Raw genomic sequence first — 13256 nt, forward strand, 5'->3', positions numbered from 1 at the left:
ACTCCAGGCCTGATAAGACGCGGTAAGCGTCGCATCAGGCATTGAGCACCGGATGCCGGATGCGGCGTGAACGCCTCTTCCGGCCTACAACAGCCTTAGCATCCGCAATTTCGTAGCGGGTCATCCGTGCTGGTTCTTTCAAACCTTGTTTAATCTCGACAGCCTCTTCCAGAGAGGTTTTCAACTCATCAAAAAAACTCATTTTATACCTCGCCTTTGAGCCGTTTCGTCACGGTTACCTCTGCTCCCCCATCATCTCCCGCACCAGCTCCACGCAGCGCAGGAAACGGCTGTCGTAATCGTCCTCTTCAACCCGCACAAATTCGATATTGTTCTCTTCCAGCATCTCCACCAACAAGTTCTGGAACTCTTTGCGATCCACCGAACTGCCGAGACTGCGTAAACCATCCGCCACCCACGGGGTATTGTTTTCCAGCAGGATCACCAGATCGAAACGGTATTCATCAATCAGCGCCTGCACGAACGGATGCTCACGCCCTTCGTACTTTTTGCAGAACGCCTGGGTAGTGACAAAATCGGTGTCGATAAACGCCACTTTATTGGCATATTTCACTGCAAAATCAATATATTGCGCATGTCCCAGAGCGATTTTATCGTAGTCGGAATACTGCAACGCGATCTCATCGCCACCGAGGTGCGAAAAGACATAATCACGACCAAACTCCCACGCACTGGTGGTGTTGAAGATATTGGCAAGTTTGTTTACCAGGGTGGATTTACCGCTCGACTCGCCGCCAAGGATCGCCACGGTACGCACAAAGAACGGCTTAACTTCAGTAGGAATATATTCCCAGTAGCGGAACGGGTTTTCGCGGATCTGCGCACCGCTGATACTCATAAAAGTGCGTTTCGGATCGATCAACACCGTTTCGATCCCCAGATGTTCCATATACTGTGGCGCGTCGGCTTCTTCCGAGGTGTAGATCAGATCCGGCTGGATCCCCTTTTCAGCCATAAACTTTTTGATGCCGTTGCTCCACACATCCCAGCCGTGCGGATACGGCTCCATGCCCTCTTCGTTAAAGGCATGAATACGAATGTTTTTTTGATACTTAAAGGTTTGCAATAACCAGCGCAGACGATCCGGCACGGTCGGCTGCTGCGACATGGCGCTGTCTTCAAACAACGCGCGGTCACGGGTATCGTCAAAGCCCATAATGATATGCAGCTCGTCAACCTGGCTACAGGCGCGCTGGATAAGGTAGATATGTCCGGTATGCAGCGGGTAGAACTTACCGAATACGACACCAATCGTTTTCTTCTGTCGGGGAAACTCAAGCCCCAAAAAACGGTGCAATGCCTCCAGCTTTTGCGCGCTGGGGCTTTTGATTTTGGCATTCAGTAACTGGCTTAAATACCCTTTGGTCATACCGCTGGCATCAGCTACCTGCTGTAGCGTGCAGCCCTGTTGCTTGATGGCAGTTTTCAGGTAATCAAATGACGACATATCTCCCTCCGTATCTCTTATTATAAGTCGTCGAACACGCTAAGCGCGTCGGAGAGTTTTTTAACGCCAAAAATCTGCATCCCTTCAGGCACTTTTTTCGGTACGTTAGCCGCCGGAACAATTGCCCGCCGAAAACCGTGTTTCGCCGCTTCTGAGATTCGTTCCTGGCCGCTGGGCACCGGGCGGATCTCCCCTGCCAGCCCGACTTCACCAAACACCACCAGATCCTGCGGTAGCGGCCTGTCACGCAGGCTGGAAACCATCGCCAGCAGTAACGCTAAGTCGGCGCTGGTTTCCGTTACCTTCACGCCGCCGACCACGTTCACAAACACATCCTGATCGGCCATTTGCAACCCACCGTGACGATGCAGCACCGCCAACAGGATCGCCAGACGGTTTTGTTCCAGCCCTACTGCCACGCGGCGTGGATTCGCCATCATCGAGTGATCGACCAGCGCCTGAATCTCCACCAGCAACGGACGCGTTCCTTCCCATACCACCATCACTGAGCTGCCGGAGGTCACTTCATCGCCGCGGCTTAAAAAGATGGCGGAAGGGTTGCTAACTTCACGCAGCCCCTGTTCGGTCATCGCAAATACGCCCAGCTCATTCACCGCGCCGAAGCGGTTTTTATGGCTGCGCAAGGTGCGAAAACGGGAGTCGGCATCGCCGTCCAAAAGCACCGAACAGTCGATACAGTGTTCCAGCACTTTCGGGCCAGCCAGTGAACCATCTTTGGTTACGTGACCTACCATGACAATCGCCACGCCGCGCGTTTTGGCGAAGCGCGTCAGATAAGCCGCCGTTTCACGCACCTGCGCCACGCTGCCTGGCGATGACTGAACATCCGCCATATGCATCACCTGGATCGAGTCAATTACCATCAGCTTCGGTTGCTCTTCTTCGGCAATCAGGCAGATCTGCTCGATGCTGGTTTCCGACAACATATTGAGATTGTCAGTCGGCAGGCCAAGGCGATGAGCGCGCATTGCCACCTGTTGCAGCGACTCTTCGCCGGTGACATACAGCGTTTTCATCTGCTGCGCCAGTTTGCACAGCGTTTGCAGTAGCAGCGTGGATTTCCCAGCACCTGGGTTACCGCCAATCAGAATGGCGCTTCCCGGCACAACGCCGCCGCCTAATACGCGGTCGAACTCTTTAAATCCGGTTGAAAAACGCGGCAGCTCTTCAAGGCTGATATCGGAGAGTTTCTGGACTTTTGCCACTCCGGCGCTACCGGCATAGCCACTCAGACGCTCGTTACGCGCCACCGTTGGCGACGCAGCAAGACGCACCTCGGTGATGGTGTTCCAGGCATGACAGGCGCTGCACTGCCCCTGCCAGCGCGGATAATCGGCCCCGCATTCATTACAAACAAAGGCGCGTTTTGGAGCTTTTGCCACGGTGTACCTCGTTAATGCTGTGCCGCCCGCAGGATGACGGGCGGGCAATTACTTCTGATTCAGGCTGCCAGAGAGGATGCAGAATACCCCCATCAAGTCAGCGTGACGGATGGTGACTTCCGTCTTTTCATTCACTTTTGGCTTGGCATGGTAGGCAATCCCCAGTCCTGCCGCTTTGATCATCGGCAGGTCGTTGGCACCATCGCCAATCGCCACGGTTTGCGCCAGCGGAATATCATACTCCTGCGCCAGCCGGGTCAGGGTTTTCGCTTTGTACTGCGCGTCCACAATGTCGCCGATCACATTGCCGGTAAATTTACCGTCCATGATCTCCAGTTCATTGGCTACCACGGCGGTTAATCGCAGCTTGTCGCGCAGGTATTCAGCAAAGAAGGTAAAGCCGCCGGAGGCAATCGCCACTTTCCAGCCCAGTGTTTCTAGCTTCAGCACCAGTTGCGTTAAGCCCGGCATCAGCGGCAGATTTTCACGCACCTGTTGCAGAATATTGGCGTCAGCGCCTTTCAGCGTCGCCACGCGGCTACGCAGGCTAGCGGTAAAATCAAGCTCCCCACGCATCGCCCGTTCGGTCACTTCCGCCACCATCTCGCCCGTTCCAGCCAGTTTGGCAATTTCATCAATACATTCTATCTGGATGGCGGTGGAGTCCATGTCCATCACCAGCAAACCGGGCGTGCGCAGGTGCGGGATTTTCCCCAGCGGCGCGACATCCAGCTGCGCCTCGTGGGCCAGGCGCGTAGCCCGGGCGGTGAGTGAACCTGCCAGACGAATCACCTGATAATCTTCCACGCACCAGGCAGCAACAATCACCATTGCCGCGCCCAGTTTGCTTTGGTACTGGGTCAGACGTTGTTTATCCAGCCCACGACCATACAGCAGCCAGCCGCTACGACCTGCGTGGTAATCCAGTGGCATCACTTCATCACCACTTAATGAAAGAGGCAGACCAGGCCATAAAGAGACATCTTCAGGCAGGTCGCACCAGGTAATGTTAGGCATTAAGGCTCCTGTAAAATCGTTCGAAGCAGGGAAAATAACGCATGAGGCTACCTTGTATCCATTGCTTCTGGCAACATTAAGTCTCAAATTTTCAACGGGTGGAATATGGCTCGCACAAAACTAAAATTCCGGCTGCATCGGGCAGTGATTGTCCTGTTCTGTCTCGCGTTGTTAGTCGCACTAATGCAGGGAGCATCATGGTTTAGTCAAAACCACCAGCGACAGCGTAATCCACAGCTGGAAGAACTGGCCCGCACCCTGGCGCATCAGGTAACCCTGAACGTTGCGCCGCTGATGCGTACCAACTCACCTGATGAAAAACGCATTCGGGCGATCCTCGACCAGTTGACGGACGAAAGTCGCATCCTCGACGCGGGTGTGTATGACGAACAAGGCGATCTTATCGCCCGCGCAGGCGAAAGCGTCGAGGTGCGCGACCGGCTGGCGCTCGACGGTAAAAAAGCAGGTGGTTATTTTAACCAGCAGATTGTCGAACCGATTAAGGGGAAAAATGGACCGCTAGGCTATCTGCGCCTCACGCTCGACACCCATACGCTCGCCACCGAAGCCAAACAGGTGGATAACACCACCAATATTCTACGCCTGATGCTGCTACTCTCGCTGGCAATCGGTGTGGTGCTAACTCGCACACTGTTGCAGGGTAAACGTACCCGCTGGCAGCAATCGCCCTTCCTGTTAACCGCCAGCAAACCGGTACCGGAAGAGGAAGAAAGCGAGAAAAAAGAGTGACCCATTACTACAAGAAAGGAAATCGTTATGTCCACATTACGCCTGCTCATTTCTGACTCTTACGATCCGTGGTTTAACCTGGCGGTGGAAGAGTGTATTTTTCGCCAGATGCCCGCCACGCAGCGCGTTCTGTTTCTCTGGCGCAATGCCGACACGGTAGTGATTGGTCGTGCGCAAAACCCGTGGAAAGAGTGTAATACCCGGCGGATGGAAGAAGATAACGTCCGCCTGGCACGGCGCAGTAGCGGCGGTGGCGCGGTGTTCCACGATCTCGGCAATACCTGTTTTACGTTTATGGCTGGCAAGCCGGAGTACGATAAAACCATCTCCACGGAGATTGTGCTTAATGCGCTGAACGCGCTCGGCGTCACCGCAGAAGCGTCCGGGCGCAACGATCTGGTGGTGAAAACCGCCGAAGGCGACCGCAAAGTCTCAGGCTCGGCCTATCGCGAAACCAAGGATCGCGGTTTCCACCATGGCACCTTGCTGCTCAATGCCGACCTCAGCCGCCTGGCAAACTATCTCAACCCGGATAAAAAGAAACTGGCAGCGAAAGGCATTACCTCGGTACGTTCCCGCGTGACTAATCTGACCGAGCTGCTACCGGGAATTACCCATGAGCAGGTTTGCGAGGCCATAACCGAGGCCTTTTTCGCCCATTATGGCGAGCGTGTAGAAGCGGAAATCATCTCCCCGGACAAAACGCCAGACTTGCCGAACTTCGCTGAAACCTTTGCTCGTCAGAGTAGCTGGGAATGGAACTTCGGTCAGGCTCCGGCGTTCTCGCATCTGCTGGATGAACGCTTCACCTGGGGCGGCGTAGAACTGCATTTCGACGTTGAAAAAGGCCATATCACCCGCGCCCAGGTGTTTACCGACAGCCTTAACCCCGCGCCGCTGGAAGCTCTCGCCGGACGGCTGCAAGGCTGTCTTTACCGCGCGGATATGCTGCAACAGGAGTGCGAAGCGCTGCTGGTCGACTTCCCTGAACAGGAAAAAGAGCTACGGGAGTTGTCGGCGTGGATAGCGGGGGCGGTACGGTAACTCGCTCATTAAAATATCCAGGGAAGGAAATATGATCGATCTGGAGAACCAGGAACGGGAGATTATCAATTTAATGTTCAGCCAGGGTATATCCTGGCTAGCCGCCGTGCGTATCAGGCATAAATTATCGCTTGCTGAAGTAAGTAAAATGTTAGGTATCTCGATTAATTCTCTAAAACGGCTCGAAAAGACGGAACGGCTTAGTTCAAACATCAAAAGCAAAATGGCAGGAATTTATGGTTGTCCACCAGAGTTGCTGATACACCCTTCCTGGATGACGGCTGAACATAAATGAATAGATTCGTGAATAGATACTTGAATAGATTTTATTTTCTATCCATATGAAAAATAATAGTAAATCTATAAATCAATTGCTATTGATGAATAGATACTAAAAAGCCGGAGCAGTCTCCCGCTCCGGCTTCACAAGGCAATCGCCTTTCAGCAAAACACAATTACTCTTTATCGCCCAGCAGAACGGATTCCAGTGCGATTTTGATCATGTCGTTGAAGGTGGTCTGACGCTCTTCAGCAGTGGTCTGCTCGTGAGTACGGATATGGTCAGACACGGTGCAGATAGCCAGTGCTTTCGCACCAAACTCTGCAGCCACGCCGTAGATACCCGCCGCTTCCATTTCCACGCCGAGGATGCCGTATTTTTCCATCACGTCGAACATTTCGCCGTCCGGAGAGTAGAACAGGTCAGCGGAGAACAGGTTACCAACACGCGCATCAACGCCCAGAGCTTTAGCCGCGTCTACCGCGTTACGCACCATGTCGAAGTCAGCGATAGCGGCAAAGTCATGGTCTTTAAAACGGATACGGTTAACTTTGGAATCGGTGCAGGCACCCATACCGATAACGACGTCACGCAGTTTTACGTGCGGCAGAACAGCGCCACAGGAACCTACGCGGATAATTTTCTTCACGCCGAAATCGGTGATCAGTTCTTTGGTGTAGATGGAGCAGGACGGGATACCCATACCGTGACCCATTACGGAAATTTTGCGGCCTTTGTAAGTACCAGTGAAGCCCAGCATACCGCGAACGTTGTTCACTTCACGGGCATCTTCAAGGAAAGTTTCAGCAATATACTTCGCACGCAGCGGGTCGCCAGGCATCAAAACTACGTCAGCGAAATCGCCCATTTCTGCATTAATGTGTGGAGTAGCCATCGTTTTATCCTTTTTGTGACATAACAAAGGCGGAGTCAACGCTCCGCCCAAATCCATCAGAACATGGCTTTGCCATATTCCATATCAGAAGTACCAAAATATTTTGCCAGCGTCTGACCGATATCCGCGAAGGTTTCGCGGTGACCCAGTGAGCCCGGTTTTACTTTCGGGCCGTATACCAGTACCGGAATGTGTTCACGCGTATGGTCAGTACCGGTCCAGGTCGGATCACAACCGTGGTCAGCAGTGAGGATCAGGATGTCGTCATCGCGCAGCAGAGACATCAGCTCCGGCAGACGGCGGTCGAACAGCTCCAGCCCCGCAGCATAGCCTGCGACATCGCGACGATGGCCCCAGGAAGAGTCGAAGTCAACAAAGTTAGTGAAGACGATGGTGTTATCACCCGCTTCCTTCATCTCTTTGATGGTGGCGTCAAACAGCGCGTCCAGGCCGGTCGCTTTCACTTTCTTGGTGATACCGCAGTTGGCGTAGATGTCAGCAATTTTACCCACAGAAACCACCTGACCGTGTTTTTCATCAACCAGTTTTTGCAATACGGTCGGTGCTGGCGGTTCAACTGCCAGGTCGTGACGGTTACCGGTACGCTGGAAGTTACCGGCTTTGTCGCCGATAAACGGACGAGCGATAACACGACCGATGTTGTAGCCGCCGTTGGTCAGCTCTTCACGGGCGATTTCACACAGTTCGTAGAGTTTATCCAGGCCAAAAGTTTCTTCGTGGCAGGCAATCTGGAACACGGAGTCAGCGGAGGTATAGAAAATCGGCTTGCCGGTTTTCATGTGCTCCTCGCCCAGTTGATCCAGAATGACCGTACCGGAAGAGTGGCAGTTACCGAGGTAACCTGGCAGGTTAGCGCGTTCAACCAGTTTATCCAGCAGCTCTTGCGGGAAGCTGTTTTCGTGATCGGAGAAGTATCCCCACTCAAACAGAACCGGGACACCGGCGATTTCCCAGTGACCAGACGGGGTATCTTTACCGGATGACATTTCGTGCGCCCATGCGTACGCGCCGATAACTTCAGCGTTGCCGTCCATTCCTGCCGGAATGAAACCGGTAGAACCTTCATGTGCTTTCGCCAGCCCCAGACGGGTCAGATTTGGCAGATTGAGCGGGCCTTTACGACCGTTATCAGCTTCGCCTTTGGCACAGGCTTCTGCGATATGACCCAGGGTGTCAGCCCCGACGTCACCAAAGCGTTCTGCATCTTCTGTAGCGCCGATGCCGAATGAGTCCAGCACCATAATAAATGCACGTTTCATATGTTCTCCGTACTCAGTGCTTCAAATTTAAATGATCAGATCAGTATACCGTTATTCACTGATACGACGATAGACAGTTGGTGTGCTTTCCGGTGCTTTATCGGCAAGCTTAATTGCCGCTTTCACCGCTTTCGCCGCTTCCTGCCAGCTGTTTTCGTCTTTCGCGTGGATAACCGCCAGCGGACGCTGACCGTCTACCTGGTCGCCCAGACGCGCCATATCAGTAAAGCCGACGCTGTAATCGATGGTGTCAGATGCCTGACGGCGACCGCCGCCCATTGCAACCACTGCCATCCCCAGCGCACGGGTATCCATTTCACTGACAAAACCTTCGGTATCAGCATAGACTGCTTTCGTCAGCATCGCTGTCGGCAGATACTTCGCGTAGTTCTCAACGAAGTCGGTCGGGCCTTTTTGTGCCGCTACCATACGACCAAAGACTTCTGCCGCTTTACCGTTGTCCAGCACCGCCTGCAATTTCGCGCGCGCTTCGGCGTCATCTTTCGCCAGTTTGCCGGAGATCAGCATCTCCACACACAGCGCCATCGTGACATCAAACAGACGCGGGTTACGGTATTCACCCGTCAGGAACTGCACCGCTTCACGTACTTCAACCGCGTTACCTGCACTGGAGGCCAGCACCTGATTCATATCGGTGAGCAGCGCGGTGGTGCGCACGCCAGCGCCGTTAGCCACGCCAACAATCGCTTCGGCAAGGGCTTCAGAGAGTTCGTAGGTCGGCATAAACGCGCCGCTACCCACTTTCACGTCCATCACCAGCGCGTCCAGACCTTCCGCCAGTTTCTTCGCCAGGATCGAGGCAGTGATCAGCGGGATGGAGTCCACGGTTGCGGTAATATCACGGGTCGCGTAGAAACGTTTATCCGCCGGAGCCAGTGAGCTGGTCTGACCGATAATCGCCACGCCGACGTCTTTAATGATTTCGCGGAAGCGGTTGTCATCCGGGAAGATGTCGAAGCCAGGGATGGATTCCAGTTTGTCGAGCGTGCCGCCAGTATGACCGAGGCCACGACCGGAGATCATCGGAATATAGCCGCCACAGGCAGCGACCATCGGCCCCAACATCAGCGAAGTGACATCGCCGACGCCGCCGGTAGAATGTTTATCAACAATCGGGCCATTCAGATGCAGGCTTTTCCAGTCGAGAACGGTTCCTGAATCTCGCATCGCCATGGTCAGCGAGACACGCTCCGGCATCGTCATATCGTGGAAGAAAATGGTCATCGCGAGGGCGGCAATCTGCCCTTCGGAGATAGTGTTGTCGCGAATGCCGTTGATAAAGAAACGAATTTCTTCATCACTCAGCGCATGACCATCACGTTTTTTACGAATAATTTCTTGTGCGAGAAACAAGGTAACCTCCCGTGGAAAAGAGTATGAGGCGGCTTTTGCCGGATGCGTCTACGCCTTATCCGGCCTACAGGTGATACGTCTCGTAGGCCTGATAAGCGCAGCGCATCAGGCGCAAAGCATCTTACTTAGTAGCTGCTGGCGCTCTTACCGTCGCCGTGGCCCAGCGCTTTCAGCAGGCTTGCCAGCAGGCTGGAAGCGCCAAAGCGATAGTGGCGCGCATCTGCCCAGTCAGCACCGAACAGTTCATCTGCAATGGCGAGATATTTCTGCGCATCTTCCGCAGTACGCACGCCGCCCGCCGGTTTGAAACCAACGTTTTTCTCTACGCCCATATCACGGATCACTTCCATCATGATGCGCGCGCTTTCCGGCGTCGCGTTCACTGCCACTTTACCGGTAGAGGTTTTGATGAAGTCGGCACCCGCTTTGATGGAGATTTCAGACGCTTTGCGGATCAGCGCTTCGTCTTTCAGTTCGCCGGTTTCGATGATCACTTTCAGCAGTACGTTCGCCGCTGCGCAAGCCTCTTTACAGGCTTTCACCAGATCAAAACCAACTTGCTCGTTGCCCGCCATCAGCGCACGGTACGGGAACACCACGTCAACTTCATCAGCACCGTAGGCGATTGCCGCACGGGTTTCTGCCAGTGCAATTTCAATGTCATCGTTACCGTGTGGGAAGTTGGTTACCGTAGCAATACGGATTTCCGGGGTGCCCTGCTCTTTCAGCGTTTTGCGAGCAATCGGGATAAAGCGAGGATAGATACAGATAGCAGCGGTATTGCCGACCGGAGTTTTGGCCTGATGACACAGGGCGATTACTTTCTCGTCGGTGTCGTCGTCATTCAGGGTAGTCAGGTCCATCAATTTCAGTGCACGCAGGCTGCTTGCTTTCAGATCAGTCATTTCATTCTCCTGGCTTGTCGCCAATAAAATTCACCTTGCGAGTTTGTTAGTATTCTAACATCGACTCCGCAACACACTTCGATATACATCACAATTAAGAAAATCTACTTACAAATTTGCAGTACGGTAATGCGATCTGGTTCAAATAATTTACTTTCAAATGAATGCACCGGTGGTGACAAACGCATCAGGATCAAAGTGAACATCACGAAACTTCTTACAATGGCGCATCACCTTTGGCATAAAAGGAAAAGAAGATGCCCACTTCTCACGAGATTGCACTGCAACAACGTTGCCAGCAAATTGTCACAAGTCCGGTGCTTAGTCCGGAGCAGAAACGCCATTTTCTGGCGCTGGAAGCAGAAAACAATCTGCCTTATCCGCAGCTGCCTGCCGAAGCCTGCCGCGCGCTGGATGAAGGCGTAATCTGCGATATGTTTGAAGGTCATGCGCCGTACAAACCGCGCTATGTCTTACCCGATTACGCCCGTTTTCTGGCGAACGGTTCCGAATGGCTGGAGCTGGAAGGCGCGAAAGATCTTGATGACGCGCTCTCTCTGTTGACCATTCTTTATCATCATGTCCCTTCGGTCACATCGATGCCGGTCTACCTGGGGCAGCTGGATGCGTTGTTGCAACCGTATGTTAGAATTCTAACACAAGACGAGATCGACATTCGAATAAAACGTTTCTGGCGTTACCTCGACAGAACCCTGCCAGACGCCTTTATGCACGCCAATATCGGCCCGTCTGATTCGCCCATTACCCGAGCAATTTTACGCGCAGACGCAGAGCTGAAGCAGGTTTCACCGAACCTGACCTTTATCTACGATCCTGAAATTACCCCTGATGACCTGCTGCTGGAAGTGGCGAAAAACATCTGTGAATGTAGCAAACCGCACATCGCCAACGGTCCGGTGCATGATAAAATTTTCACAAAAGGGGGCTACGGGATTGTAAGCTGTTACAACTCACTGCCGCTGGCGGGTGGTGGCAGCACGCTGGTGCGCCTTAACCTGAAAGCCATTGCCGAGCGCAGCGAATCGCTGGAAGACTTCTTTACGCGCACTCTACCGCACTACTGCCAGCAGCAGATCGCCATCATCGATGCGCGGTGTGAATTCCTCTATCAACAATCACACTTCTTTGAGAATAGCTTCCTGGTGAAAGAAGGGCTGATTAACCCTGAACGTTTTGTGCCAATGTTTGGCATGTATGGGCTGGCGGAAGCGGTTAACTTGCTGTGCGAGAAAGAAGGGATTGCCGCGCGCTACGGTAAAGAGGCCGCCGCAAATGAAGTGGGTTATCGCATCAGCGCGCAACTGGCGGAGTTTGTCGCCAATACCCCCGTGAAATATGGCTGGCAAAAACGCGCCATGTTGCACGCACAGTCGGGGATCAGTTCTGATATCGGCACCACGCCGGGCGCACGCTTGCCGTATGGCGATGAGCCAGATCCGATCACCCATCTGCAAACTGTCGCCCCGCATCATGCTTATTATTACTCCGGCATCAGCGACATTCTGACGCTCGACGAAACCATCAAACGTAATCCGCAGGCGCTGGTACAGCTTTGCCTCGGTGCCTTTAAAGCCGGAATGCGTGAATTTACCGCCAATGTCAGCGGTAACGATCTGGTTCGCGTTACCGGTTATATGGTGCGTTTGTCGGATTTAGAAAAATATCGCGCCGAAGGTTCACGCACCAACACCACCTGGCTGGGCGAAGAGGCCGCACGTAACACTCGTATTCTGGAACGCCAGCCGCGCGTGATAAGCCATGAACAGCAGATGCGCTTTAGTCAGTAAGATTATCCCCTTCTCCTGCGTTGACGGGCCAGGCAGTCGTCTGGCTCTGTTTTTGCAGGGCTGCAATCTGCGCTGCAAAAATTGTCACAATCCGTGGACGATGGGGCGCTGCAATGATTGCGGAGAGTGCATGCCACAGTGTCCGCATCAGGCGTTGCAGATTGTTGACGGCAAAGTGCTGTGGAACGCTGTGGTCTGCGAGCAGTGTGATACCTGCCTGAAGATGTGTCCACAACACGCCACGCCAATGGCGCAATCCATGAGCGTGGACGAGGTGCTTAGCCATGTCCGCAAAGCGGTGCTGTTTATTGAAGGGATAACGGTAAGCGGCGGCGAAGCCACGACCCAGTTGCCGTTTGTGGTGGCGCTGTTTACTGCTATCAAAAATGATCCGCAACTTTGCCATCTCACCTGTCTGGTGGACAGTAACGGCATGTTGAGTGAAACCGGCTGGGAAAAATTACTCCCGGTGTGCGACGGCGCGATGCTCGATCTCAAAGCGTGGGGGAGCGAATGTCATCAGCAATTAACCGGACGCGATAATCAGCAGATTAAGCGCAGCATCTGTTTGCTGGCAGGGCGCGGCAAACTGGCGGAACTGCGTTTGCTGGTAATCCCTGGCCAGGTGGATTATTTGCAACACATCGATGAGCTGGCGGTGTTTATCAAGGGACTTGGAGATGTTCCGGTTCGCCTGAACGCATTTCATGCCCACGGCGTGTATGGCGAGGCGCAAAGCTGGCCGAGCGCCACGCCGGAAGACGTTGAGCCGTTGGCTGATGCGTTAAAGGTGCGCGGGGTGAGCCGGTTGATATTCCCGGCGCTGTATTTGTGACATGCCGGATGCGGCCTACGGTTCGGCGCAAGCCTCCAGGCATGAAAAGACGCGTTAAGCGTCGCATCTGGCATTGTGCACCGACCGCCGGATGCGGCGTGAACGCCTTATCCGGCCTACGGTCGGCACAGGCCTGTAGGCATGATAAGACGCGTCACGCGTCGCATCAGGCATTATGCGCCGACTGCCGGATGCGG

General features: G+C 53.8%; 12 protein-coding genes and 1 pseudogene. 5 read left to right on the forward strand and 8 right to left on the reverse strand.

All coding sequences use genetic code 11. From position 1 onward, the window contains the following. Positions 1-88: 88 nt before the first annotated feature. The 4 genes and pseudogenes from nadS to serB all read right to left on the reverse strand — a co-directional run. A pseudogene (nadS, locus tag FFT88_RS25305) lies at positions 89-202 on the reverse strand (NadS family protein); the annotation flags it as partial. Positions 203-235: 33 nt separating this feature from the next. Then, complete coding sequence (nadR, locus tag FFT88_RS16190) at positions 236-1468, reverse strand: multifunctional transcriptional regulator/nicotinamide-nucleotide adenylyltransferase/ribosylnicotinamide kinase NadR (protein ID WP_130217520.1); 1233 nt, start codon at positions 1466-1468, stop codon at positions 236-238. Positions 1469-1488: 20 nt separating this feature from the next. Then, positions 1489-2871, reverse strand: coding sequence for a DNA repair protein RadA (gene radA, locus FFT88_RS16195; protein WP_001029699.1), 1383 nt, complete (start codon positions 2869-2871; stop codon positions 1489-1491). 48 nt (positions 2872-2919) lie between these two features. Continuing rightward, on the reverse strand, positions 2920-3888 hold the full coding sequence (gene serB / locus FFT88_RS16200) for a phosphoserine phosphatase (RefSeq protein WP_130204788.1): 969 nt from the start codon (positions 3886-3888) through the stop codon (positions 2920-2922). A gap of 105 nt (positions 3889-3993) precedes the next feature. Between serB and FFT88_RS16205 the strand changes: the two genes are divergently transcribed. Genes FFT88_RS16205 through FFT88_RS16215 form a run of 3 tightly spaced genes read left to right on the forward strand, consistent with a single transcriptional unit; the run spans position 3994 to position 5977 of the window. Further along, the gene (locus tag FFT88_RS16205) at positions 3994-4638 is read left to right on the forward strand and encodes a YtjB family periplasmic protein (RefSeq protein ID WP_130204786.1); all 645 of its coding nucleotides are present in this window, start codon (positions 3994-3996) and stop codon (positions 4636-4638) included. Positions 4639-4665: 27 nt separating this feature from the next. Then, positions 4666-5682 (forward strand): lipoate--protein ligase LplA, encoded by a 1017-nt coding sequence (lplA, locus tag FFT88_RS16210; RefSeq protein WP_135385079.1) that lies wholly within the window; start codon positions 4666-4668, stop codon positions 5680-5682. Positions 5683-5713: 31 nt separating this feature from the next. Further along, a complete protein-coding gene (locus FFT88_RS16215) occupies positions 5714-5977 on the forward strand; it encodes a helix-turn-helix transcriptional regulator (protein WP_135404052.1) in 264 nt (87 codons plus the stop codon). Positions 5978-6137: 160 nt separating this feature from the next. Here FFT88_RS16215 and deoD read toward each other — a convergent pair whose 3' ends face one another. From deoD to deoC, 4 genes are all read right to left on the reverse strand, one after another. Beyond that, the gene (gene deoD / locus FFT88_RS16220) at positions 6138-6857 is read right to left on the reverse strand and encodes a purine-nucleoside phosphorylase (RefSeq protein ID WP_000224878.1); all 720 of its coding nucleotides are present in this window, start codon (positions 6855-6857) and stop codon (positions 6138-6140) included. 56 nt (positions 6858-6913) lie between these two features. Continuing rightward, a complete protein-coding gene (gene deoB, locus FFT88_RS16225; protein WP_000816471.1) occupies positions 6914-8137 on the reverse strand; it encodes a phosphopentomutase in 1224 nt (407 codons plus the stop codon). Between the two features lie 51 nt (positions 8138-8188). Then, the gene (gene deoA / locus FFT88_RS16230) at positions 8189-9511 is read right to left on the reverse strand and encodes a thymidine phosphorylase (RefSeq protein WP_000477811.1); all 1323 of its coding nucleotides are present in this window, start codon (positions 9509-9511) and stop codon (positions 8189-8191) included. 125 nt (positions 9512-9636) lie between these two features. Continuing rightward, positions 9637-10416 (reverse strand): deoxyribose-phosphate aldolase, encoded by a 780-nt coding sequence (gene deoC / locus FFT88_RS16235; protein WP_001329170.1) that lies wholly within the window; start codon positions 10414-10416, stop codon positions 9637-9639. 257 nt (positions 10417-10673) lie between these two features. Here deoC and FFT88_RS16240 point away from each other — a divergent pair, with 257 nt between their 5' ends. Both FFT88_RS16240 and FFT88_RS16245 read left to right on the forward strand, forming a co-directional pair. Further along, positions 10674-12224, forward strand: a complete 1551-nt coding sequence (locus FFT88_RS16240; RefSeq protein WP_135404051.1) for a YjjI family glycine radical enzyme — start codon at positions 10674-10676, stop codon at positions 12222-12224. After that, positions 12196-13059 (forward strand): YjjW family glycine radical enzyme activase, encoded by an 864-nt coding sequence (locus FFT88_RS16245; RefSeq protein ID WP_135404050.1) that lies wholly within the window; start codon positions 12196-12198, stop codon positions 13057-13059. The genes FFT88_RS16240 and FFT88_RS16245 overlap by 29 nt, the downstream gene beginning before the upstream one ends. The last annotated feature ends 197 nt before the right edge of the window (positions 13060-13256 follow it).

It is taken from the genome of Escherichia sp. E4930, from assembly GCF_005845405.1.
Taxonomy (GTDB): Bacteria; Pseudomonadota; Gammaproteobacteria; order Enterobacterales; family Enterobacteriaceae; genus Escherichia.